Annotated in this window: 18 protein-coding genes, 1 tRNA gene, 1 pseudogene and 1 riboswitch; of the genes and pseudogenes, 8 read left to right on the top strand and 12 right to left on the bottom strand. The window is 73.6% G+C overall.

Going from position 1 to position 23,898, the window contains the following annotated elements; all coding sequences use genetic code 11:
- The first annotated feature begins 37 nt into the window (after positions 1 to 37).
- A complete protein-coding gene (locus OG689_RS21880; protein WP_266322611.1) occupies positions 38 to 1,135 on the top strand; it encodes an EamA family transporter in 1,098 nt (365 codons plus the stop codon).
- 95 nt (positions 1,136 to 1,230) lie between these two features.
- Here OG689_RS21880 and OG689_RS21875 read toward each other — a convergent pair whose 3' ends face one another.
- The 5 genes from OG689_RS21875 to OG689_RS21855 form a co-directional block, all read right to left on the bottom strand.
- Positions 1,231 to 1,959 (bottom strand): pyridoxamine 5'-phosphate oxidase family protein, encoded by a 729-nt coding sequence (locus OG689_RS21875; protein WP_266322610.1) that lies wholly within the window; start codon positions 1,957 to 1,959, stop codon positions 1,231 to 1,233.
- Between the two features lie 546 nt (positions 1,960 to 2,505).
- Positions 2,506 to 2,847 (bottom strand): hypothetical protein, encoded by a 342-nt coding sequence (locus OG689_RS21870; protein ID WP_266322609.1) that lies wholly within the window; start codon positions 2,845 to 2,847, stop codon positions 2,506 to 2,508.
- Positions 2,848 to 3,354: 507 nt separating this feature from the next.
- A complete protein-coding gene (locus OG689_RS21865; protein WP_266322608.1) occupies positions 3,355 to 4,719 on the bottom strand; it encodes an FAD-linked oxidase C-terminal domain-containing protein in 1,365 nt (454 codons plus the stop codon).
- Between the two features lie 249 nt (positions 4,720 to 4,968).
- Positions 4,969 to 5,793 (bottom strand): MerR family transcriptional regulator, encoded by an 825-nt coding sequence (locus OG689_RS21860; RefSeq protein ID WP_266322607.1) that lies wholly within the window; start codon positions 5,791 to 5,793, stop codon positions 4,969 to 4,971.
- A gap of 169 nt (positions 5,794 to 5,962) precedes the next feature.
- A complete protein-coding gene (locus OG689_RS21855; protein WP_266322606.1) occupies positions 5,963 to 7,087 on the bottom strand; it encodes a peptidoglycan-binding protein in 1,125 nt (374 codons plus the stop codon).
- Positions 7,088 to 7,373: 286 nt separating this feature from the next.
- On the opposite strand from OG689_RS21855, the gene OG689_RS21850 reads away from it, so the two are divergent.
- Positions 7,374 to 8,036 carry an HAD family hydrolase gene (locus tag OG689_RS21850; protein WP_266322605.1) on the top strand — a complete coding sequence of 221 codons (663 nt, stop codon included), beginning with the start codon at positions 7,374 to 7,376 and terminating at the stop codon, positions 8,034 to 8,036.
- 53 nt (positions 8,037 to 8,089) lie between these two features.
- Here OG689_RS21850 and OG689_RS21845 read toward each other — a convergent pair.
- From OG689_RS21845 to OG689_RS21835, 3 genes and pseudogenes are all read right to left on the bottom strand, one after another.
- Positions 8,090 to 8,278: pseudogene (locus OG689_RS21845) on the bottom strand (ATP-binding protein); the annotation flags it as partial.
- Between the two features lie 158 nt (positions 8,279 to 8,436).
- Positions 8,437 to 8,524 (bottom strand) — tRNA-Ser (locus OG689_RS21840).
- A gap of 87 nt (positions 8,525 to 8,611) precedes the next feature.
- Positions 8,612 to 10,408: a trypsin-like peptidase domain-containing protein gene (locus OG689_RS21835; protein ID WP_266322604.1), complete on the bottom strand. Its 1,797-nt coding sequence runs from the start codon at positions 10,406 to 10,408 to the stop codon at positions 8,612 to 8,614.
- Between the two features lie 206 nt (positions 10,409 to 10,614).
- Positions 10,615 to 10,764, top strand: a riboswitch (TPP riboswitch).
- Positions 10,765 to 10,861: 97 nt separating this feature from the next.
- Here OG689_RS21835 and OG689_RS21830 point away from each other — a divergent pair.
- The 4 genes from OG689_RS21830 (at position 10,862) to OG689_RS21815 (ending at position 15,129) form a co-directional block, all read left to right on the top strand.
- A complete protein-coding gene (locus OG689_RS21830; protein ID WP_266322603.1) occupies positions 10,862 to 12,208 on the top strand; it encodes a cytosine permease in 1,347 nt (448 codons plus the stop codon).
- A gap of 133 nt (positions 12,209 to 12,341) precedes the next feature.
- Positions 12,342 to 13,166 carry a glycerophosphodiester phosphodiesterase family protein gene (locus OG689_RS21825; protein ID WP_266322602.1) on the top strand — a complete coding sequence of 275 codons (825 nt, stop codon included), beginning with the start codon at positions 12,342 to 12,344 and terminating at the stop codon, positions 13,164 to 13,166.
- Positions 13,167 to 13,412: 246 nt separating this feature from the next.
- The gene (locus OG689_RS21820; protein WP_266327337.1) at positions 13,413 to 14,021 is read left to right on the top strand and encodes an ATP-binding protein; all 609 of its coding nucleotides are present in this window, start codon (positions 13,413 to 13,415) and stop codon (positions 14,019 to 14,021) included.
- Positions 14,022 to 14,133: 112 nt separating this feature from the next.
- The gene (locus OG689_RS21815; protein ID WP_266322601.1) at positions 14,134 to 15,129 is read left to right on the top strand and encodes a DUF5926 family protein; all 996 of its coding nucleotides are present in this window, start codon (positions 14,134 to 14,136) and stop codon (positions 15,127 to 15,129) included.
- 350 nt (positions 15,130 to 15,479) lie between these two features.
- Here the strand turns inward: OG689_RS21815 and OG689_RS21810 are convergent, their stop codons facing one another.
- Positions 15,480 to 16,115: a bifunctional DNA primase/polymerase gene (locus tag OG689_RS21810; RefSeq protein ID WP_266322600.1), complete on the bottom strand. Its 636-nt coding sequence runs from the start codon at positions 16,113 to 16,115 to the stop codon at positions 15,480 to 15,482.
- A gap of 621 nt (positions 16,116 to 16,736) precedes the next feature.
- On the opposite strand from OG689_RS21810, the gene OG689_RS21805 reads away from it, so the two are divergent.
- A complete protein-coding gene (locus tag OG689_RS21805) occupies positions 16,737 to 18,242 on the top strand; it encodes a SpoIIE family protein phosphatase (RefSeq protein WP_266322599.1) in 1,506 nt (501 codons plus the stop codon).
- 130 nt (positions 18,243 to 18,372) lie between these two features.
- The gene (locus tag OG689_RS21800) at positions 18,373 to 19,866 is read left to right on the top strand and encodes an aminopeptidase P family protein (protein ID WP_266322598.1); all 1,494 of its coding nucleotides are present in this window, start codon (positions 18,373 to 18,375) and stop codon (positions 19,864 to 19,866) included.
- 90 nt (positions 19,867 to 19,956) lie between these two features.
- On the opposite strand, the gene OG689_RS21795 is transcribed toward OG689_RS21800, so the two are convergent.
- From OG689_RS21795 to OG689_RS21785, 3 genes are all read right to left on the bottom strand, one after another.
- Positions 19,957 to 21,216, bottom strand: a complete 1,260-nt coding sequence (locus OG689_RS21795) for a hypothetical protein (protein ID WP_266322597.1) — start codon at positions 21,214 to 21,216, stop codon at positions 19,957 to 19,959.
- A 310-nt stretch (positions 21,217 to 21,526) separates the two neighbouring features.
- Entirely contained in the window at positions 21,527 to 22,939 is a 1,413-nt protein-coding gene (locus tag OG689_RS21790) for a hypothetical protein (RefSeq protein WP_266322596.1), read from the bottom strand.
- The gene (locus OG689_RS21785) at positions 22,936 to 23,619 is read right to left on the bottom strand and encodes a SigE family RNA polymerase sigma factor (protein ID WP_266322595.1); all 684 of its coding nucleotides are present in this window, start codon (positions 23,617 to 23,619) and stop codon (positions 22,936 to 22,938) included. Before OG689_RS21785 ends, OG689_RS21790 begins: the two co-directional genes overlap by 4 nt.
- Positions 23,620 to 23,898: the final 279 nt, after the last annotated feature.

Below are 23,898 nucleotides of genomic sequence, written 5' to 3'. Positions count from 1 at the left end.
TTGCCGGGCAAGCAGTCCTTACGGCACACTCACTGGCATGCCCGCTCCTCAACCGACCGCCCCCGCCTTCCCGGCCCGGCCCGGCGCCACCGTCGCCACCGCCGAGGCCCTCGCCATGCCGCCCGCCCCCAAGGGCGAGCCCGCCGGCGAACGCGGTGGATGGCGACGAGGCGGCGGCAGCGGCACGGCCGACGGGCCGGCCGCCGCACCACCGGGCACACCCGTCGACCGGACACCGTCCGGCCGACGGACCTCGAAGCTGCTGCGGCGCCCGGCGAGAATCCCGGCGCCGCTTCTCTGCGTTCTGGCCATGTTCACCGTCCAGAGCGGCACCGCCCTGTCCAAGCCGCTGTTCGGACTGCTCGGCGTCGGCGGCACGACCTTCCTGCGACTCGGCTTCGCCGCGCTCGTCCTGCTCGCGGTCGCCCGCCCACGGCTGCGCGGCCGCAGCCCGCGCGACCTCGGCTCGGCGGCCCTGCTCGGCGTCGCCTCCGCCGGGATGACCCTGCTCTTCGCCGGGGCGGTCGACCGGCTGCCGATGGGCACCGCCGCGACCATCGAGTTCCTCGGCCCGCTCGCGGTCGCCCTGGTCTTCGCCCGACAGGCCGCCCACCTGCTCTGGGCCCTGCTGGCCGGCGGCGGTGTCGCCCTGCTCACCCTGTTCACCGGCGCCGGGCACGGCGGCTCCGCGCTGGACCCGGTCGGCCTCGCCTACGCCTTCGGCGCGGCCGCCTGCTACGCGGTGTACATCCTGTTCACCGACAAGGTCGGCGCGGCCTTCCAGGGATTCCAGGGGCTGGCCGTGTCGATGACGGTCGGCGCGATCACGCTGGCGCCCTTCGGCCTCGGCCAGGCCTGGCACGGGCTGAGCGCACCCGGCGCCTCACCCGTCCTGCTGCTGCTCGCCGTGGCCGGGGTCTCCCTGCTGCTGCCGGTGATCCCGTACGCGCTGGAGATGACCGCCCTGCGACGGATGCCGCAGCGGGTGTTCAGCGTGATCGTGAGCCTGGAGCCGGCGGTGAGCGCGCTGGTCGGCCTGCTGGTGCTGCATCAGTTGCTCGGGTGGCCGCAGCTCGCGGGAATCGGGTGCGTGGTCGCCGCCAGCGTGGGCGCCACCCTGACCGGACGCCGGTAGCGCCGCCGGCCCGCCCTGCTGCCCGTGACGCGCGGATGCCCCGCCGGCCCTTCGAGGGCCGGCGGGGCATCCGCCGCGTCGGGGCGTCCCGGGTGTCACGGCCAGAGCAGGGTCCGCTCCCAACCCGCCGGGGCGTCGCCACCGGCCGCGGCGGCCGGCCGGTCGTAGCGCAGGCGGACGTGCCGGCGGCTCTGGTCGCCCTGCCAGAACTCCACCTCCCGGGCCCGCAGGGTGTAGACGGTGTGGGTCGGGGCGTCGACCGCCGGATCCAGCTCCAGCCGGCGGCCCGCCTCGTCCGCGGCGAGGTCGTACTCACCCAGGGACGCCAGCGGTTCGCTCTGGCGGCCGACCAGGACCGCGGCCCGCGCCCCCGGCGACCTGGTGGCGAACTCGGCGGCCGAGACCTCCCGCGACGCGGCCTCGACCGTGCCGCGCACCCGGACCTGCCGGCCCTGCGCCGGCCAGTACAGCGTCATCGCGGCCACCGGGTGCGCCGCGAGCTGCCGGCCCTTGGGGCTGTCCGCGTCGATCGCGAAGACCCACGCCCCGCCGTCGGCGTCCACGTCGCGCAGCACCAGCGCCCGGGCGTCCGGCACACCGTCGGCCCCGATCGTCGACAGGGTGACCACCTGCGGGTCGAGGACACCGGCCGTGAAGGCTCCGGCGAGCCAGTCGGCGAACAGCGGCCCGGGTGCGTCGGGCGCCCGCTCGGGGTCGAAGAAGGGCAGTGCGCGGGCCATCGGCGGCCGGCCGAACAACAGCCCGGCAACCGCGCTCCGGCCGGGACCGGCCGGCCGGGGGGCGTTCACCGAGTCAGTCACCATGGGTCTCTCCTCCGTGCTGGGCAGGTCAGGTCGGCGCGGCGGCACCACGCGAGCGCCACCGTACCGGGCGCACCCGCGCCGGAGCAGGACCGCCCGGCGACGGCCCGGCGCCCGGCCCCGGGGGTTACGGCAACGGCCTACGGCACCACCGCGTACTGCAGCACGGGACAGGCCCCCGGACATGGCGGTGGGCGGCGCCGGTGATCGGCGCCGCCCACGAGGCCGGTTCGCGGTGACCCTTTCCGCTGTCCCGGTGAGGCCGGACGGCCGCGGTCGCGCCGCGCCGTCCCGTACGGTCTTCGAGCTCGCTCCGCGGGTGCTCAGCTCACCCGCGGCCGCGCCCCGTCCGACGATGCCCGCCTCCGGCGCCCCCGCCGTCGGTGTGCGTGTCGTGCGGGCGCGATGCCCGTCGCCGTGCTTCCCCGCGCTGCCGCCGTGGCTCCGCGGGGTGCTGTTCGCCCGGCTGTCGACGCCGGTGTCGGCGCTGCGACGGCCCGGTGGGCCCGGTGGACCCGGTGGACCCGGTCCGCCCTTGCGGGCTCGGGGCTAGCCGAAGGCCGGCACGAAGACCGGGTTGAAGTAGACGTTGAGGTTCTTGTCGGACTGGTCGGCCATGACCAGGCCGGCGTTGTCCTTCACTCCCAGCGTGTTGTTCTGGTTCGAGGCGCCGGAGCCGGTCGCCGTCTGCTGCGTCGCGTTGTAGTTGCCGTCCACCGAACCGAAGATGTTGCCGCTGCCGATGTTCGACACCACGCTGCTGTTCGAACTGTCCCCGGCCAGTGCCCCGTTGTCGGCCGCAGCGGCCCCCGAACCGGCCAGCAGCAGGGCCGCCGTGATCGGGAGCGCGGCGAGCAGGCCGAGGTGACGAGTGGTGCGGATGCGAGCCATGAATGCCTCCATAAAATCGGTAAGTCATGCCATCTGTACAGAAGTTCGCGGCCAGACGAACCTCTGCGGGCTGCGACGCCGAGACACAGACTTCCGCAACAAATCGACAAAGCACCACCCCCGCCCGCCTTTTTCGCCCATTAGCGTGACATCGGGCCGGGTGCGAATATCCGCCGGACACCCGATCCGACGACCGACACACGGGCGGCCAGCTGGGATTTCCCCCGAACGGCTGCCCCGCTCGGACCTCCCGGCCAGCTCGAAGCCCGGCGCGAGCGGCGTGAAATGGAAACGGCCCGCACCACCCCGGCGCGGGCCGTCGACCAACGCCCCCCTATTCGGTGCGGTCAGCCATCCAAGTCGACATATCAAGCCATTCTTCGGCGGCGCGAAAATCATCTCGTCAGCCACTCTGATTTCAGGCCGCGGAATGCACCGACGGACACGCCGCCGAGCACGGCCCCACGAACATCGCCACGGACATCGCCGAGTACGCGCCCGACCGCCTCAGAGCGCCTTGCCCGGATTGAGAATGCCCAACGGGTCGAACACCGCCTTCAACTGCCGCTGCAGCTCCACCGCGACCGGGCCCAGCTCCCGCTCCAGCCAGTCCCGCTTCAGCAGCCCGACACCGTGCTCGCCCGTGATCGTCCCGCCCAGCTCAAGCCCCAGGCCCATGATCTCGTCGAAGGACTGCTTCGCCCGGGCGGCCTGCTCCGGGTCGTCCGCGTCGAAGATGACGATCGGGTGGGTGTTGCCGTCACCGGCGTGGCAGACCACGCCGATGGTCAGGTCGCAGCGCTCGGCGATCGCCGCCACCCCGTTGAGCATCTCGGCCATCCGCGAGCGCGGCACCGCGACGTCGTCGATCATCGTGGTGCCGAGCCGGTCCAGTGCCGTGAGCGAGAGCCGCCGTGCCTGCAGCAGCATCTCCGACTCCGCCTGGTCCTCGGCCGGCACCACCTCGGTCGCCCCCGCCCCCAGGCACAGCTCACCCACCGCGGCCAGCTCCGCCGCCGGGTGCGGACCGTCGAAGGCCACCAGCAGCAGGGCCTGGGTCGACTCCGGGAGCCCCATCTGCGCGAGGTCGTTGACCGCCCGCACGGTCACCGTGTCCATCAGCTCCATCAGCGAGGGCGTGAAGCCCTTCGCCATCACCTCGCACACCGCGGCGCAGGCCGCGTCGGTGCTCGGGAACTCCGCCGCCAGCGCCAACTGCGGTGCCGGGGCCGGACGCAGCGCCACCACGGCCCGCACCACGACACCCAGCGTGCCCTCCGAACCGACCAGCAGCCGGGTCAGGTCGTAGCCCGCGACGCCCTTGGCGGTCCGGCGGCCGGTGGACAGCAGCCGCCCGTCCGCCAGCACCACGTCGAGCCCGAGCACGTACTCGCTGGTCACCCCGTACTTGACGCAGCAGAGCCCGCCCGCGCCGGTGCCGATGTTGCCGCCGATCGTGCAGGACTCCCAGCTGGACGGGTCAGGCGGATAGACCAGACCCGACCGGCCGGCCGCACGGGAGAGTTCCGCATTGACCACACCGGGTTCGACCACCGCGATCCGGTTCACCGGGTCCAGCTCCAGGATCCGGTTCATCTTGACCATCGACAGCACGATGCAGTCGTCCACCGCGTTGGCGCCGCCGGACAGGCCCGTCCTGGCGCCCTGCGGCACCACCGGGACCCGCAGTTCGGTCGCGGTGCGCATGATGTGCTGCACCTGCTCGACCGTCTCCGGGAAGACCACCACGGCCGGGGTTCCGGCCTCGCAGAAGCCCGCCATGTCGTAGCGGTACGCGGCGGTGACGTCCGGGTCCACCACCAGCGCCCCCGCCGGCAGCCCCTCCGCCAAACGGTCCGTCAGGTCACTCACAGTGCTCTCCGATCGCTCGCCGCGCGGGCAGTCCCACCTCCCCCGCACTCTGCCCCGCCACCCGGGCACCGGCAAGCACCCACCCCTACCCCGGCCGGGGGCCGGCGCCGACCCCTACCGCGGCCCGGACGGACGCCGGCCCCGGCCCCGGCCGCTCCCGACGCGGCGGACGTCGGGGTGACCGGGGGCCGGGGCCGGCGAGACCTCGGGGCGCGGGTACGCGAAGACAGGGGTACCGGAGCGCTCGGGTCAGGCCTTGGCGACCGGCTCCTGGATCTCGGTCACCCACTTGTCCCGGTCGTCCGGGCACTCCAGGTACAGCTCGCGCGCGTACCCGGTCGAGCGGTAGCCGTTCCCGTCGGTCCAGCGGGCCAGGGTCTGCACGGTCGGCATGATCCCGTCCATGGAACCGCGGTGCACGATGGTCGCGGCCGTCCCGATCGCGGGCAGGTCGACGACCGCGAAGTCGTAGCCGTCGGCCGGATCGACCGTGACGGTCATCGCGGCGTGCATCAGGACGGCGTCACCGTCGCCGGGCGCGTCCTCGTAGTACGCGATCCCGGGCCCGAACGGGCCGACCCCGGCCGCCTCCAGCCGGCGGCACAGCTCGTCGTACAGCGGGCCGATCACCGGGCCGATGTCCTGGGGCCCGTAGCTCGCCGCCACACCGGTCAGCTCGGCCACCCGGACCGCCGGGATGCTCTTCACCACAACGTCGTCGGCAGGCATCTGTCCCTCACTCTCGATCGTCCGGAGCCTCGCCTCGACGTGCGCCAGCCGCCTGGCGTCCGCGGCCATCGTGGCCGCCAGTTCCGCCCGTCGCAGCCGGAGCATCCCGCGCAGCTCCTCCGCGCCGACCTGCTCGTCCAGGACGGCCTGCACCTGCTGGAGCGTGAAGCCGAGATCCTTGAGCGCGATGATGCGGTTGAGCCGGGCGAGCTGCCCCGCCTCGTAGAAGCGGTAGCTGCTGACCGGGTCGACCCGGGCGGGGCGGAGCAGTCCGATCGCGTCGTAGTGACGCAGCATGCGGACCGACACCCGGCCGTGCTTGGCAAAGTCTCCGATGTTGAACATGACGCCTCCTACTGGACAACCTCACACGGTGTCATGGTCAAGCCCGTCCTCCCTGCCGTCGCCTCCGCCTCCGTCCTCGCCCTGCTTCCCTGCTTCCCTGCCTGCTTCCCTGCCTGCCTCCCTGCCTGCCTCCCTGCTTCCCTGCCTCCCTCCCTCCTCGGCCTCCTGGTCAGTCCGTGACGGTGAACCCGTGCCGGTCGCCGAGCTCGCTCAGGCTGCGCTGGCCCGGGATCCCGTCCGCCTGGGCGCCCTCGTAGCCCAGCCGGCGCTGGAACCCGGCGTACGCCTCGATCGTCCGGCTGCCGAGCGAGCCGTCCACCCAGACGGGGTCGAGAAGCCCTTCGTCCACCAGCGCCTGCTCGACGATCCGCACCTCGTCGCCGTACGTCAGGTGCCCCTGCTCCGCCCCCGGGTCGGTCCGGGCGGCGGCCCGTACGTGCGCCAGCGAGACGACCCGCGGGGCGGGGATGTGCCCCAGCAGGCTGCGCAGCGAGGACTCGCCCGGGACGCCGTCCGCGCCGGTGCCGGTGTAGCCGAGGGAGCGCTGGTAGTCGGCGTAGTTGAGGGTGTCCGGGTCCCGCCAGTCCTCGTCCGGACCGCTCCGGTAGTGCGAGCCGTGGCCGTGCGCGACCAGCGCCTCGCCCACCTCCCGGACGTGCGGGCCGTGCGCGCCGTAGCCGTACACCAGGCCGCCGATGGTCACCTGGTAGCGGGCGACGGCGGGCTCCGGGGGCGGGGTGGGGGTACGCGGGGTGGGCAGGTTGCCACCGCTCGCCCGGGCGACGATCCCCGGGAGGACCGCCTCCAGGAACTGGCGCACCCGGGCGTCGCCGGGGCACGCCGTCCCGCCGTCCGACCACTGCGGGAACAGCCGGTGGTACCCGTACCCGGGGTCGTCCCAGGTGCGGCAGGCCCGCAGCGGGATGCCGTGCTGCTGGTGCATCCAGACGCCGAGCCGGATCAGCGCCTCGACCTGCTCCGGGGTCCAGGGGTCGGTGTGCTGGAGGTTGGACGCGCTCTCGACGGACACCGCCCCCGTGCCGTCGGGACGGCGGTTGGCGTACATGTTCGCGTCGGCGCGAGTCTGCGTGCCGACGTACTGCGCGATCGCGCCGTCGTACCCGAGGCCGAAGTGGCTCTCCAGGTTCGTACTGTCCCGCCAGTACTCGAAGATCCGCTGCGGCGTCCATGGCGCAGCGATGCTGTGCATGATCAACTGGGTCGGGACGATGGCCGGCTGGCCGTCGGATTCGGGTTGCAGCTCCATGCGCTCAGCGCCGGGGTACCAGGCCATGAGGTGCCTCCTGGACATGCCGAAGTTCCCGGCGCGAACGCCCGGAAGTGGTGCGCGGACTGTTCGCCCGCGATCCACCAGCGAACGGCAAAACCGGAACGTCGGCCTTCAGATCGTATTCAAACCACCCGATCGAGTCACCCGGCGAACCGCCTGTGACCAGTGATCCGAACACCTGAACCCGCCACCGACGGTCGCGCGAAACCCACCCCGACCTGCGGCAGAAAGGGTGGTGACACCGTGTCGGCCCCGACCGGGCGCCCGCCGCGGCCCTAGGGTCGGCCGCATGCGCAAGCTCGTCCTGATCGACCTCGACCACACCCTGATCGAACGCCGGGTCCCGGTGGCGACCTCGATCGCCGACTTCTGCGCGGCCCGCGGCCTCGACCCGGACGCCACCCGCCGCGTCGCCGCCGCCCTCAAGGAACGCACCTGCCCCGAGGCCTTCGCCGCCCTCCGCGAACCCCTCGGCCTCCCCGGCAGCACCGAGGAACTCTGGGCCTCCTACGTCGCCACCCTCGCCGCCGACGTCACCCACGAACCCGCGACCCTGACCGGCCTCGACCGCCTCCGGGCGGCCGGCTGGACGGTCGGCATCCTCAGCAACGGCGTCACCGACGTCCAGCGCGCCAAGATCCGCTCGGCCGGCATCCACCACCACGTCGACGCCGTCTGCATCTCCGAGGAGGCCGGGGCCCGCAAGCCCGACCCCGCGATCTTCCGGATCGCAGCCGAACGCTGCGGCCACCCCCTCACCCCCAGCACCTGGATGGTCGGCAACAACCCCGCCACCGACATCACCGGCGCCACCGCCGCCGGCATCCGCTCCCTCTGGATCTCCGCCGGCCACCCCTGGACCGCCGACCAGCCCGCCACCCCGGACCACATCGAGCCCGACGTCGCGAGCGCGGCCGAACACCTGCTGAGGCTGGAAGGGGCGGCGGCCTGACGGCTACTCGGGCGCCCGGCGACCGGGCCCCGGGGCAGACAAGACACCCCGGGTCACCCGGAGCGCGGGACCTGCTCCGCGATTCGCGCCTGCTCCGCCCTCACCAGGACGGCGAGGCGTCTCGTCCCGGACACCACCCGGTCGGCGGCCACCTCGAACCACACGACCTTGCCCGCCCCACACGGCTCCCAGCCCCACGCCTGCGCCAGGCCCGCCACCAGGCACAACCCCCGGCCGCCCGTGGTGGTGTCCTGGGCAGCGGACGGATCGGGCGGCCACAGCTGGTCCACGCACGCTGATCCCGACCGGCACACAGGTGGGACACCCCGGGACACATGTGCGAAGGGCGGGTGCCGGCGCGATGCCGACACCCGCCCTGAGCAGGTTGTTCTCCCACCAGCGGAGAGCGTGGGATTCGAACCCACGGTGAGGGGTCACCTCACGACAGTTTTCAAGACTGTTCCCTTAGGCCGCTCGGGCAGCTCTCCAGGCGGAGGTCAGCCTAACGGGTCCGGCGGGGTTCGGTGCACCTGGTTTGCCGGGTGGGTGGGGGTGGCGCCGGGGACCGGCCGGGGTCACTGGTCGCCGGTGCGCTCGCCGAGGGTGACCTTGGTGGTGCCGGTCTTGCCGTCGCGGATGTACTCCACGTCGACCGTCTCGCCGGGCTTGTGCGTCCAGATCTTGCTGACGAGGGCGGGGCCGTTCTCGATCGGGCTGCCGCCGAGCTTGGTGATGACGTCGCCGGGCTTGAGGCCGGCCTTGTCGGCGGCGCCGCCGGGGGTGACGGCGGGGGTGCCCTGGACGGCGTTGGTCTGGATCTGCGCGCCGTCGCCCTTGTAGTCGTCGTTGCGCAGGACGTCGAGCTTGGCGTAGACCGGGCGGCCGGTCTTGATCAGCGTGTCGGCGACCCACTTGGCCTGGTTGATCGGGATGGCGAAGCCGAGGCCGATGCTGCCGGCCCGGCCGCTGCCCGAGGAGTTGGACTGGATGGCCGAGTTGATGCCGATCACGGCACCGCTGCCGTCGAGCAGCGGGCCGCCGGAGTTGCCGGGGTTGATCGAGGCGTCGGTCTGCAGGGCGTTCATGTACGAGGCCTGCGCGCCGGTCTCGTCGCCGGAGGCGACCGGGCGGTCCTTGGCGCTGACGATGCCGGTGGTGACGGTGGACTCCAGACCGTACGGCGCGCCGATGGCGATGGTCGCGTCGCCGACGTTGACCTTGTCGGAGTCGCCCAGCGGAAGGGGGCTGAGCTTGTCCTTCGGCGGGTTGTCCAGCTTGACCACGGCCACGTCGTAGCCCTCGGCACGGCCGAGCACCGAGGCGGTGTAGGAGGAGCCGTCGGCGAACTTGACGGTCAGTTTGCCGCCGTTCGCGGCCGGGGCGACCACGTGGTTGTTGGTGAGGATGTGGCCCTCGGTGTCGAAGACGAAGCCGGTGCCGGTGCCGGACTCGGTGCTGCTCTGCGCCTTGATGGTGACGGTGCTGGGCAGCGCCTTCTGGGCGATGGCCGCGACGGAGCCGGGGGCGGCCTCGTTCTTCTGGGTGTTGCCGGCCGGGACGGTGGTGCTGCGGTGGTCGTTGGCGGAGCTGACCCTGTCGCCGTGGTCGGTGACCGCGACGCCGACGGCGCCGCCGGCCACACCGGCGACCAGGGCGACGGCCGCGATCAGGGCGACCAGGCCGCCACGCTTCTTGCGCGGTCCGCCGGGTGCCGCGCCCGGGTACTGGCCCGGGTAGCCGGGACCGCCGGGCAGGCCGGGCCCGCCGTGGCCGCCGTAGGTGCCACCGGCACCGGCGTCCTGGGAGCCCCAGCCGCCGAGCGGCTGGCCGGAGCCGAACGGGTGGTGGCCGTGCTCGGCCGGGGTGCCGGGCGGCGGGCCGTACGGGTCGGCGGCGGGGCCCTGGCCGGGCGCGGGCGCGGCGGCGTAGGGGCCGGCGGCGACCGGGGCGGTGCCGGCGTACGGGTCGGCCGCGGGGGCGGGGGTGGCGTACGGGTCAGCCGCGGGGGCGGGGGTCGCGTACGGGTTGGTCGGCGGCGGCGCGTCCAGGTAGGACGGGGCGGCGGGCGCGACCGGCGCGGCCGGGGGCAGTACGGGCGGCGGCGCGTCCAGGTAGGACGGGGCCGCGGGGGCAACAGGGGTGGCCGGTGCGGCGGGTGCCACTGGCGCGGCGGGTGCGGCCGGCTCGGGCTCGCTCAGCTTGCCGAAGGCCAGCGTCCGCGGGGAGTCCCCGGCGGGCGGCGTACCGGCACCTGCCGCGGCGGCCGCGGGCTGCTGCGCCGGGCCGTCGGACACCGGACCCACCGCCCCGTGACCGCCGGAGGGCTGCCCCTCCTGCGGTCCGGTGGACCCACTCTCGCGCTCGGTGCTCACTGACGACCTCCATAGCTGACAGGACCAAGATGCATAGTTTTTCGTATGCGGGATTCGATTGCCGTAAGGGGCCCTCTGAAGAACTCATAAGAATCCTTAGCCGGACCGAACACCGGCGGCCGGCCCGGCCCGCGCGTCCCGCGATGCGGACGGCCTGCGGCCCCGGCCTTGGCGTTCCTCCCGGCTCCCGCTAGCCTGTCGCTTCAATCTGAACACGCGGGAGCTTGGACCCCTTCCAGGCTGAGAGTGCGCTGGTCGACCGTACGCCACGGTAGTCGTGGACGGCGGGCGAGGGAGCGCTGACCGCCGGAACCTGTCCGGGTAATGCCGGCGTAGGGAGTATCGGCCATGCCGCCTGCTTCGCCATCCTCTTCTTCGGACGCGTCGGCGTCCACGGAATTCCCCGCTCCTTCGGAAGGCCTTCACAAGGGGGGCCTGCACACGGACGTCGCCGTGCTGGACCGTCCGGAGGCGCACGGGCGCGCCGAGGCGCCGCTCGTTCTCGACACCGAGCCGCCGCGCACGCTGTCCTTCAAGGACCAGTTCGCGCTCTGGCTCAACCTGGGCGTCAGCCTGATCGGCTTCAGCACCGCCGCGACCGTGCTGGGCGCCCCGGGCTCGGAGATGTCCTTCACCGCGGCCGTGGTCGCGATCCTCGCCGGCACCGTGATCGGCACCGCCGCGCTCGGCGTGGCCGCCCTGATCGGGGCGAAGACCGGCGCGCCGGCGATGGCCAACCTGCGCGGGCTGTTCGGTACGAAGCTGAGCTACCTGCCGACGGTGCTGAACATCGCCCAGTGCGTCGGCTGGGGCGTCTTCGAGCTCACCGTGATCGCCCAGGGCGCCCAGACGGTGGCCGGCACCGACGGGTACCGCTGGCTGTTCGTGCTGCTGGCCGGGGCGCTGACCACCGTGCTGACGATCTGGCCGCTGGGCTCGATCGCTGTGCTGCGCAAGTACGTGGCCGCCGCGGTGGCCGTGGCGATGGTGTACTTCACCGTCCAGCTGGGCCGTCAGGGCTTCCCCGACCCGGGGGCGGGCAACTGGCACGGGTTCCTGCACGCGACCGACGCCGTCATCGCGCTGTCGATCTCCTTCGTGCCGCTGGCCGCCGACTACACCCGGCACTCGCGCACCGCCTCGGCCGCCTTCTGGGGCACCTTCTCGGGCTACACCGTGGCCCAGGTCTGGTGCTACGTGCTGGGCCTGATCGCGCTGCTGCAGTCCGGCGGGGACACCGAGAAGATCTTCTCCTCGTTCACCGGGGTCTGGGCCGGCTGGGCCTTCCTGCTGGTGCTGGTGCTGCGCGAGACCGACCAGTCCTTCGCGAACGTGTACTCGACCGCGATGTCGGTCCACAACCTGTTCCCGCGGATCGACCGGCGGCTGCTGACCGGCGGGATCGGCGTGCTGACCACCGTCCTGGCGCTGCAGATCAAGGAATTCACCGCCTCGTACTACAACTTCCTCGGCCTGATCGGCTCGGTCTTCGTGCCGCTGTTCGCGGTGCTGGCGGTGGACTACTTCTTCGGCGCCGGCCGCCGGGGCTGGGATCTCTCCGAGCGGGCTCCCACGCGTTGGCTGATGCTGCTGCCGTGGGCGCTGGGCTTCGCGGTCTACCAGTTCATCGCCCCGACCGCGATCGCCGGCTGGTGGGTGGACCTCTGGACGGGCGCGCAGAGCGCCCTGCACTTCACCCCGCAGGAATGGACCTCGGCCTCGCTGTTCGGGTTCCTGGTGCCCGCGCTGGTCACCCTGGCCCTCACCCCGCTGACCGGGGCCGGGCGGACCGAGGACTGACCCCCTCCGGGCGGGCCGGCCGGGGCCGACCGCCCGAGCCGACCGCCCGGATCGCGCCACCGCGGCGACGGCGGCCCCGCAGGTTGGGGCCGCCGTCGCCGTTCCGTCATCCGGGGCGCCTATCGTTGGCGCTGTGACCAGCGCCGACCTGTCCCCCGCGACCGCCCGCACCGCGCAGCACGTCCAGGTGGTGGCCCACCGTGGCTCCTCCCGGGCGCTGCCCGAGCACACCCTGGCCGCGTACCGGCGGGCTCTCGCGGAGGGCGCCGACGCCTTCGAGTGCGATGTCCGGGTGACTGCGGACGGGCAGCTGGTCTGCGTGCACGACCGCCGGATCCAGCGGACCTCGGACGGCCGCGGGGTGGTCTCCGCGATGACCCTGGCCGAGCTGGAGGCGTACGACTTCGGCTCCTGGAAGGACGGGGCCGGCGCCGCCGACCCGGAGGCCCGGGCCGTGCTGCGACTGGACAGCCTGCTGGAGCTGGTCGCCGACTGCGGCCGCCGGGTCGACCTGGCGATCGAGACCAAGCACCCGGTCCGGTTCCGCGGCCGGGTGGAGGCCGAGCTGCTGAAGGCACTGGCCCGGTACGGGATCTCGGGGCCGGGCGGCAACCCGGAGAGCCGCCCGCAGGCCCGGATCATGAGCTTCTCGGCGCTGGCTCTGGGCCGGGTGCGGCAGGCGGCGCCGGAGTTCTCCCGGGTGTTCCTGTTCGACCGGACGCTGCCGCTGCGACTGCGGCCGGGCGGTTCGCTGCCGGGCGGCGCGACCATCGCGGGGCCCGGGATCGACCTGGTGCGGGCCCGCCCCGAGCTGGTGCCGGCGCTCCGCCGGGCGGGGCACCAGGTGCACGTCTGGACGGTGGACGAGCCGGCCGACGTGGAGCTCTGCCTGGAGCTCGGGGTGTCCGCGATCATCACCAACCGCCCGGCCGAGGTCCTGGCGCAGCTCGGCCGCTGACCGGTCGTCCGGCGAAGGGGCCCCATGGCCCGGCCGGGCCGGTGTCCGGTTTCCGGTGGGTTCCACGGGGCGGAAGACATTCAATGTCCGGAATGTACCGAGGGTGAGCGCGGAATCACCTCGCGCTGCCGGTTTGCCGTTCGTCTTGAAATGTCCGCGCAGGATCGCCCCGCGGCCGTTTCCGACCCATTCCCAAGGGGCATCCATCCCTCGGCATACGCTGAAGGAGGTCCGGGGGTGGCGTTGATGGTGGCACGCGAAGTGCCGACTTCATCGACCATGGCGGTGCCGCACGGCCCGGCCAGCGTCGGGGTCGCGCGGCGTCGGCTGCGTCGGGATCTCGGCGAACGACAAATACCGGACACGGTCGTGGACGACGCGGTTCTGATTCTCTCGGAACTGCTCAGCAACGCCTGTCGGTACGCCAGACCGCTCGGCCGGCTGCTCGACCTGGGCCGGGACACCGAGGCCGAACTGGTCGACCAGGTGCTGGTGGCGGTGCCTTCGCGGCAGCCGGCCGGCGGCCAGGTGAACGGGTTCCCGGCCAGCGGCCCGCGGGGTCGTGGCCCGGGCGACGGCGAGAGCGCCGAGGAGCCGGGCGGCGTCCTGGTCCGCTGGGGCCTGCACCCGGACGGGATGCTGACCCTGGAGGTCACCGACGGCGGTGCGCCGACCCGGCCGATCCCGTCCAGTCCTTCGCTGACCTCGCGCGGCGGGCGCGGCCTGAGCATCGTCGGCCAGCTGGCCAGCGACTGGGGCGTACGGGACCTCCCGGACGAGGTGACGGTCTGGGCGGCGCTGCCCGTCCGCGGTCGGCACGCCCGGCGGGGCGGGAGCGACGCGCGAAGCGCGTGAGGAAACCTCAGTAGGCTTCCGGGAGCACGACCGACCGGCCGGCCGGGATGGGTGACGCCATCCCCGGCGGCCGCCGGTCCCAAGAATTCACCGTTCCCGGGAGAGCCGCACCATGGGCAAGAAGGCCGCCAAGAAGGCGCCGCAGCGCAGCCAGTCCGCCACCGCCACGACCTCCGCCACCGGCGGGATCCCCGTGGTCGGAGCCCGGGAGGACTGCCCCTGCGGGTCGGGCCGCCGGTACAAGGCCTGTCACGGCCGGGAGGCGTCGCACGCCGTCCAGGAGCTGGTGCACCGTCCGTTCGAGGGCCTGTCGGGCGAGGCCGACTGGGTCGCGCTGCGCGAGCTGGTGCCGGCCGCCACGGTGCCGCTGACGCTGGCCGCGGGCGTGGTGGACGAGGCGACCGGTGACATCCCGTCGGTGACACTGGCGACCGTGCTGCCGCTGGCCTGGCCGGCCCTGCGCCGCCAGGACGGTTCGATCCTGCTGGGCCTGCAGACCCAGTCCTCCTCCGGCGACCTGAGCCGCGACCTGGCGGACGCCCTGGAGCTGGCGCTGGCCGCCGAGCCCGGCGCCCCGGTGCCCTCCCGCCGGACCGTCCCGGGCGGTCGCCGCCTGCAGGACCTGCTGGACGTGACGGCCCCGTTCACGCCGGCCGTGCACACCGGCTTCGAGTTCTGGCTGGAGGACGCCGAGTCCGCCACCGGCGAGGTCGCCGCCTCGCTGGAGCGGGCCAACGCCTCGGCCATCCCGACCGAGAAGCTGTCGAGCGTGGACTCCGCGTACTGGTGCGGCACCCCGGACAAGAACCACCTGCGCTGGGTGATGACCGTCCCCGAGGAGCAGCTGCTGGACGCGCTGGCCCGGCTGACCGCCGCCGACCGGTCCTCGATCGGCCCGGACACCCGCCTGGTCGGCTCGTTCCGGGCCCACGGGCTGACCGTCCCCGTCTGGGACCTGCCGCTGGCGATGACGGCCGCCGACTGCGAGAAGCCGGCCGCCGAGTTCGCCGAGCGGCTCGCCGCCACGCTCGCCGATCCGACCCCGCTGACGACCGAAGAGCGGCGTGCACGCGCCAACTTGGTGAACCGTCAGGTAACGCTGAACTGACGGTGTGTGATACGCGTCACATTCCGGTCGCCGACCGCAATTTCCGGGCGGCGACCGGGTCTTGGAAATTGGCGCGGCCGCCGATCCTTGTTACTGTTTAAACAGTCCGGTCGCTGGTGCATCCCCCGTCGCCAGCGGCCGGATTTTTTCATGCCCCTCGCCGGCCCGGCCGACCGCACCCGAACCGGCCGCGGACGGCGTCGTGGCGACCGGCCGGGCGGGCGGCGGAAAACCCGCCCGCGGGGCGGGCCGCAAACCGGGAACGGCCCCGGGCGAGCACCCGGAGCCGTCCCCTCGTCGGCCATGCGGAACCGTCCCTCTGTCGGCCGCGCGGAACCGGCCGGACAGGTCTAGAACCGCGGCCGGCCGCTGTCCTGCTTGGCCGTCGCCGCGACGAGCTCCTCCAGCATCGGCCCGACCTCCGGCAGCCGCACCCCGCCGCCCTCCACCCGCTCCGGCGCCAGCACCCAGCGCACCCGGCCCCGGTCGCACCCGGGCGGCAGCGCCAGGTAGCCGCCGGGCCCGTGGTAGCGCATCGAACCCGGGACCCACGGCTGCTGCGCCAGCAGCTCGGCCAGCGTGTCCAGCGAGTACGGGGCCACCAGCAGCGTGTAGCGGCCGGGCGTGGCCAGCACCGGGCCGAGCGGCATCCGCAGCGCCTCGAAGTACGCGAGCGCCCGGGCCGCCGCCGGGGCGGGCAGGCTGACCGCCGAGACGGCCCGGCCGGTGGCGACCAGGACCGGCGCGTCCGGGCTCTGCCGCTCCCACCACCAGCGCACCATCCGGGCGTCGGTGGTGGCCGCCAGCAGCTCCGGGTCGTGCGGGTGCGCTCCCGGTACCGGGCAGTCCGGGCTGTCGCAGGAGCAGCGGCCGCCGGGTGCCCCCGCGCCCGGCACCACGGGCCAGCGGTACTCCACGGCGGCCTCCAGGGCCGCGGCCAGCCGCGCGGAGCGGCCCTCCTGCCGGTCTCGCCTGGTCTCACGCATGGGCGCTCGTTCCTTTCCGTGACCGCTGGGGCTTGCCGGCCCCGACGGAGCCATACGGCCACAAGGGCCGGCCATCACCGCAGCCGCGCCGTACCGCACGCGACGTGGAACACGACATGGAACAGGACTTGAAAAGGGCCCCTGAGAGGTCGGCCCCTGGAACGAGAATCCCTCATGCGACCAGATGGACGCCGCTCAGACGCCGCTGGTTCCACCGTACGAGTGAGTGACCCGCGACCGGCCCGGGCCACGGGCCGCGCAGGCATACGATCCGGACGGCCACCGGTTCGGTCGTCGGAACAGGCGGGCCGCGAAACACCGTCCCTGCCTGTCTTGCCCGCTCCACGGACTTCCATGCCGACGGGTCGGCGCTCGGTGCGGGCCGGCCGGCTCGCACCGCTCCACCCCGGGACGGCGTCGGAACCGCTCCCGGATATGCCCCGAATGGCCTGTCCAGAAGTAGGGCCGATGCTGTCGATCAATGACGAGTAGTGCCGAGAAATGACGAGTAGTGCCGAGCGGTGACGCCTGCCGGCGATTCGCGGCGATCGAGGCGGAGCGAGGGCTCGGCCGGACTTGGGGGTATCGCATGACACGTACCACCGCGCTGGGAGAAACGGCATGACCGAGCCCCACCCGTCCGCCGCCCGGCTGCGCACCACGCCGCCGCTCACGGCCGCCGCCGCCCCGGGCGACCTCGGCCGCGGCACCCGGCTCCCCCTGCTCGACCTGCCGCCCGCCGCCCCGCCGGCCGGGGCGGGGCCGTACGCCGCCGCGCCCGGCCCGGCCGGGCCGCCGGAGCCGGCCGACCCGCGCGGACCGGCCGACCCGGCCGAGCTGGCCGGCGCCCTGGCCGACCTCACCGAGCTGTACGAGCACACCGCGCTGCTGGCCCGCGCCCGCGGCCTGGACGCCGCCCTGGCCGCCCTGCTCGGCTCCGGGGCCGCCCTGCTCGGCGCCCGCCGGGGCTTCGTGGTCGTCGGGTCGCCCGGCGGCGTGAGCCGGCCGGTCGGCCTCGGCCTGGACCGCTCCGCCCTCGGCGCGCTGGAGACCGTACCCGCCGACCTGGGCCCCTTCCGCGGCCTGCTGCACCCGCACGGCCGCCCGCCGCAGGTGCTGCACCCCGACCTGGCCGGCCCCGCGACCCCCGCCCGGCTGCGCGAGGTCGCCGGGCAGCTCGGCCTCGGCGCCGCCGTCGGGCTGCCGCTCAGCACCGAGGAGGACGGCCCGCCGGCCGCCGCCGTCTGGTTCTACGACGGCCCCACCGAGCCGGACGAACGGCGGCTGCGGCTCGCCCGTGCCTACTGCGAGGCCGCGGCGCCGCTGCTGGCCGGGCAGCTGGAGGCGGAACGCTCCCGGCGCGCCGGTGAGGCGCTTCGCCGCGGCCTGCTGCCGGACCGCCTCCCCCGCCTGCCGGGCGTACGGCTGGCCGCCCGCTGCGTGCCCGCCGGGCTCGACCGGTCCACCGGCAGCGACTGGTACGACGCCATCGCGCTGCCGGACGGCACCCTCGGCCTGAGCGTGGGCAGCGTCTCCGGCGACGGGCCCGGCGCGGGCCCCGGCTCAGCACCCGGCGCGGCCGCCGCGATGGGCCGGGTCCGGGCCGCCCTGCGGGCCTACGCGGTGCTGGAGGGCGAGGACCCGGTCTCCGTCCTGGGCGACCTGGAGCTGCTGCTCAAGACCACCGAGCCGGCCCGCAGCGCCACCGCCGTCTACGCCTGGGTGGAGCCGGACGAGCGCCGGATCACGCTGGCCGGCGCCGGGCACTGCCCGCCGGTCCTGGTCACCCGGCACGGCGCGAACTTCGTCGAGACCTCGCTGTCCGCCCCGCTCGGCATGCTCAGCTGCTGGGAGGCGCCCGGTGTCGAGCTGGACGCCGAGCGCGGTGACCTGCTGGTGCTCTACACCGAGGGCATGGCCCGCCGCTTCGGCCCGACCCTGCACGCGGGCCAGAGCGCGCTGCGCCGGGCGGCGGCGGACGCCCCGCGCGACGTCCGGACCGACCCGGACCGGCTCTGCGCCCACCTGCTGGCCTGCTCCGCCCCGGCCGACGGCGACACCCCCGCCGTCGCCGGCCCGGACGGCGGCACCGACGACCTGGTGCTGCTGGCCGCCCGCTTCGAGTAGGCCGGCCGGTCCCGCCGCCGCCCCCGAACGGGTGAACGAGCGGCCGTCCGTACCATGGGACGGACGGCCGCCCACGGGTGTCGCGATCCGACGCGTCCGGGGCGGCGAGACTCGCAAGGAGGCGACGTACGTGACCGAGGACCGTACCCCGGCAGTGGCCGAGAACCCCGAGGCCGCCGGAACCGATGGGGACGAACGGCCCAAGGGCCGCAAGAACGGCCTCTACGACGAGGTGTCCGACGAACTCGCCGCCTCGATGAAGACCGGCTGGGACGACACCGAGCTGCACGGCCTCGCCCCGGTCGCCCAGGCCTCGTACGCGGCCGAGCGCCGCGCCAAGCTGTCCGCCGCCTTCCCCGGCGAGCGGCTGGTCGTCCCCGCCGGAAACCTGCGGGTGCGCGCCAACGACACCGAGTACGCCTTCCGCGCCGCCAGCGAGTACGTGCACCTCACCGGCGACCGGACCGAGGACGCGGTGCTGGTCGCCGAGCCGACCGGGGCCGCCGGCCACGAGTTCGGGCTCTACCTGCTGCCCCGCTCCAACCGCGAGAACGGCGAGTTCTGGCTGGACGGCAACGGCGAGCTCTGGGTCGGCCGCCGGCACAGCCTGGACGAGGCCGAGCAGCTGTTCGGCCTGCCCGCCCGGGACGTCCGCAAGGCCGCCGAGGAGCTCAAGGCCGCCGCCCCCGCGCCCACCCGGATCGTCCGCGGCTACGACGCCGGCCTGGAGGCCGCGCTCGCCGGCGTCCTGGACGAGGACAAGGACACCGAGCTCAAGGAGTTCCTGAGCGGGCTGCGCCTGGTCAAGGACGAATGGGAGATCGGCGAGCTGCGAGCCGCCTGCACCGCCACCGTGAACGGCTTCACCGACGTCGTCCGCGAGCTCGGGCAGGCCGTGGCCACCTCCGAGCGCTGGATCGAGGGCACCTTCTGGCGCCGCGCCCGGGTCGAGGGCAACGACGTCGGCTACGGCTCCATCTGCGCCGCCGGCCCGCACGCCACCACCCTGCACTGGGTGCGCAACGACGGCGACGTCCGCCCCGGCGAGCTGCTGCTGCTCGACGCCGGCGTGGAGACCAACACCCTCTACACCGCCGACGTCACCCGCACGCTGCCGATCAACGGCCGCTTCGACGCGCTGCAGCGCAAGATCTACCAGGCCGTCTACGACGCCCAGGAGGCCGGTATCGCCGCGGTGAAGCCCGGCGGCCGGTTCCGCGACTTCCACGACGCCTCGCAGCGGGTGCTCGCCGAGCGGCTGCTCGCCTGGGGCCTGCTCGACGCCTCCGTCTACGACGTCGAGAAGGTCCTGGAGCTCGGCCTGCAGCGCCGCTGGACCCTGCACGGCACCGGCCACATGCTCGGTCTGGACGTCCACGACTGCGCCCAGGCCCGCCGCGAGTCGTACGTCGACGCGGACCTGGAGCCCGGCATGGTGCTGACCGTGGAGCCCGGCCTGTACTTCCAGCAGGACGACCTGACCGTCCCGGCGGAGTACCGCGGCATCGGCGTCCGGATCGAGGACGACATCCTGGTCACCGCCGACGGCAACGAGAACCTCTCGGCGGGCCTGCCCCGCTCGGCCGACGAGGTCGAGGCCTGGATGGCGTCCCTGACGGGCTGACCCCCCCCTCGCACGCCGGCGCGGGCCGCCCCCGGAACTCGGGGGCGGCCCGCGCTGTGGTGTGCCGCGGATCAACCGGTGTTCCGGTGGTCAGCCGGTGACCGACGGGGTGACGTTGACGGTGGTGGCGGCGTGCTGGTCGGCGGTGGCGCCGATGGCGAGGTTGAACTTGTTGCCGGTGGTCCAGCCCTTGTCGACGCCGACGCGGAAGGTGTAGTCGGTGGTGGCGCCGGCGGGCAGGGCGCGGTTGAGGGAGGCGGCGTCGATGGCGAGGTTGCCGTCGCAGTCGTAGTCGACGGCGAGCGGGCGCCACTGGCCGTGGTCCTGGACCTCGACGACGAGGTCGGCGGGCTCGATGAAGTGCTTCGTGTAGTCGCCGGAGGCGGGGTCGACCACGGTGGGCAGGGAGATCGTCGGGGCGACCTGGCGGAAGGCGGCCTTGGTGGGGTTGGTGACCTTCACGGTGTACTGGGCGGCCTGCTTGCCGACCACGAGGGCGCCGGGGGCGCCGGTGACGGTGACCTTGGGCATGTGGGTGTCGACGACCTTGGTGTCGACGACCTTCTTCTTGCCGATCTCGTTGAAGGTGGTGGTGCTGCCGTAGGAGCCGGCCTCGACGGCCAGGGTGCCGGGGCGGTTGTCGGCGTCCAGGTGGATGCGGTACTGGATGGTGCGGCTGGCGCCGGAGGCGAGGGGGAAGGCGGCTGCCCTGCCGGTGGTGACGTAGTCCATGCCGCCGCCCTGGCTGATCGGGAACTCGTGCCAGGTGTTGCCGTCCTTGCGCTCGATGGTGCCGTCGGCCATCGCGAGGACCTGGGAGCAGGGGGCGCCCTCGTACAGCTGGGAGGCGACGACGGGCACGACGTTGTCGTAGCGCTTGGTGCCGGTGTTGGTCCAGGTGACGGTGAAGGAGACGGTGGCGCCGCCGGCCTCGATCTTCTGGCCGGTGTTGAGGCCGTCGAAGCGGATCTCGATGCCGCCGTCGGGCTTGACCACGCTCGCCGGGGTCTTGGTGGCGGGGGTCTTGGCGGCGGCGGGGGCCGCCGGGGTGGTGGTGCTCGGGGCGGGGGCCGGGGTCTCGGTGAGGGTGGCGGTGGGGGTGGCGGTCGCCGACGGCGCGGGGGCCGGGGTGGTGGCGGTGGGTGCGGGGGTGCTCGGTGCGGCGGCCGGGGCGCTGAGGGTGGGTGCGGTGCTGGGGGCGGCGTTGTTGGTGGTGTCGGGGGTGCAGCCGACGGCGCCGGTGGCGATGACGGCGGCCAGCGGCAGGGTGAGGGCCAGGCGGCGGGAGCGGCCCTTGGCGGAGCCGGCGGTGACGATCTTCGCAAAGCGGTTGATAACGGACGCGTTCATGATGCAGATCCCCCTGGGACGTGGTCACGGAAGTTTTGACTCGACGAGGCGGCCGGCCTGCCCCCCGGCTCCATCTCGCCGGTCCGCCTCGCTGGCCCTCACCCTGATAGACGTGCATCCCCCCGGGAGGTTGCAGGTCGATCCGAAGAACTTTTCCGGACCTGTCCACGTGCCCCGTCGCAGGTACCGAAAAGGGGCGCCGTGAGCCGGGAAATCCCAGCTCACAACGCCCCTTCGGCCCCGCGTCCGTACTCGGCGCCCTGGCCGGTCGCGGGCCGCCCTGCTGCAAGGCGGCCCGCGGCCGAACGTCCTACTTCACGACCACCCGCACCGGAGTGCTCTTCTGGCCGCGGACGGCCAGCTCGCCGCTCCCGTCGTAGGGCAGCACCGCCTGCGCGGTCACGGGCAGCACACCCGCGCCGTCCTCACGCGTCAGCTTCATCCGGTATTTCACGGTCCGACTCTGACCCGGCGCCAGTGGGAAGGCCGCGTCCTTGCCCTGCGTCGCGTAGTCCATGCCGCTGCCGACCCCGAGGCCCAGCGCCTTCCAGGCGGTACCGTCCATCCGCTCCAGCGATCCGGCGGTCATCGACACCACCTCGCCCGGCGAACCCGCGTACCACTCGGCGAAGAGCAGGGGGTGCACCGCGGGGTAGTTGGTCTGGCTGGTGTTGCGGAAGGTGACCGACACCTGGACCATCGTTCCGTCGTTCGGCACCGACTGACCGGGGTTCAGGCCCTCCACCGTGACCGCGATGTCGTTCTGGTGCGCCTTGCCGGCGGGCGCGGGCCGGGAGCTCAGGTCGAGGGTGTCCAGGATGGAGACCAGATCGGCCTGGTACTCCGGCTTCAGCCCGATCGCGGCCACGTACACCTGGTCGTCGGCGAGGCCCCACAGCTGCGCGGTGAAGTTCTCCTTGCTGTTGCAGGAGACCTGCCACTGCGTCTTGCTGATGGTCTTGCTGGCCACGATGTCCCTGGTCCGGACGACCTTGCCGACCGTCTTGAGGGCGTCACCGCTGCCGATGGCGTGCGGGTTGCCCCAGACCGGGCAGTACGGCTGGCTGCTCCAGCCGGAGTCCGAGTCCAGGTCCGCCATCGACGGCCACAACCCGACCTGGACCTCCTCGGCCGTGCTGTACGCGGTCAGGGTGACGCCGTACGGCTCGCAGCTCTCGGCACTCGCCCCGGCCGGCGCCCCCGGGCTCAGGATGCACAGGCTGTTGCGCGCCGGATCCTGCGTGGGCACCGTCCACCCCGCGGGCACCTTGAACTTGACACCCCGGAAGTTGTACGGAACCGCCGCGCCACTGCCCGGCGTCGTACTGGTCGAGGACGCCAGGTCCTCCGGCGGGGTCAACGGGGAGGCCGTGGTGACGGAGGCGGTCGGCGAAGCACTCGGGCTGGGTCCCTCGCTCACCGTGGGCACCGGACTGCCGCTGATCGTGGCGGCCGGCGGCGCGTCATGGTGCTGGGCCGCGTTGTCACCCCGGAATCCGAGGACGCTGAACGCCAGCGCGGCGGCGAGTCCGAAGAGCGGGACCGCGGCGACGTAGACCGGCCGTAGCCGGCGGACCCGACGGCTCGGCGGGGCGGCCGGGCGCAGGTCGTGCGCGGTGATCTGCCCCGCGCGCGCCTCCAGCGCATCGCGGAGCAGGCGTTCCATCGGGGTGCCGCCCTGCCCGTCGTCGCCGTCGAGCGACCGGGGATGCTTCTTGCTCATCGGACCTTCTCCAGCTGCTTCTCAAGGGCGTCCAGGGCCCGACTCGCGGTGGACTTCACGGCGCCCCGGGACAGCCCCAGGGTCTCGGCTATCTGCGCCTCCGACATGTCGGACCAGTAGCGCAGCACCAGCACCTCACGCTGGCGCGAGGTCAGCTCCTGCAACGCCACCAACACGCGGCGGTGCTCGTCGTTCAGGACGGCGTGGTCCTCGGCCGAGGGTGCGTCCGCCTCGTGCGGCGGCACGTATTCCCGGGCCGTCTTGCGGCGGCGCAGCATCGAACGGGCGCCGTTGACCACCGAGGTACGCAGGTATCCGAGCGCGTTGTCGAGGTCGTCCAGCTCCTCGCCGTGCCGCTGGTAGAGGGCGGTGAAAGCCTCCTGCACCACATCCTCGGCGAGGTCCTGATGGTCGACCAGCAGGACGGCCATCCGCACCAGGCCGAGCCGGTGGGCATGGTAGAGGTCGGTCAGGGTGGGCTTCTCCTCGGCGGGCTTGCGCCCGCCCCGCAGCAGCCGGAAACCCGATCGCCGCTGGGTCGCCTCCTGCTCGACGGCCGGCCCGCCGAGCGGCTCCCCACCGCTCTCCGCCGCCGACCGGGCACCGAGGAGCAGCTTCAGCAGGCCCCGGAGAGTGACGACACGCCCCCCGTGGGGTGCCCCTGCCGGCGCGATGGCCATGGACATCTACAGTTTCGCTTTCCCCCAGGACCGCGGCGATGGGCCCATCGCCGCGGTCAGGACAAGTGATCAAGGTCGTGATCGCTGTGATTGTGTCAGCGTCGTCGCCACCGGCCACGCCGCCCCCACTTGTATGGACGTCCGTCCCCCGCCGAGGTTGCAGGCGGCTTCGGACTTTTTTCCGGACGACGCCGGGCCGGGGACAGCGGGCGAGGACATCGGGCCGGGGCAGGGCGGCGGAGAACGCCCAGCGGGCCATGACCGGACGTCAGCAGACCA

Origin of the sequence: Kitasatospora sp. NBC_00240 (assembly GCF_026342405.1) — a bacterium.
Taxonomy (GTDB): domain Bacteria; phylum Actinomycetota; class Actinomycetes; order Streptomycetales; family Streptomycetaceae; genus Kitasatospora.
Note: the sequence above shows the minus strand (reverse complement) of the source record. Positions and strands in the feature narration are given on the sequence as shown.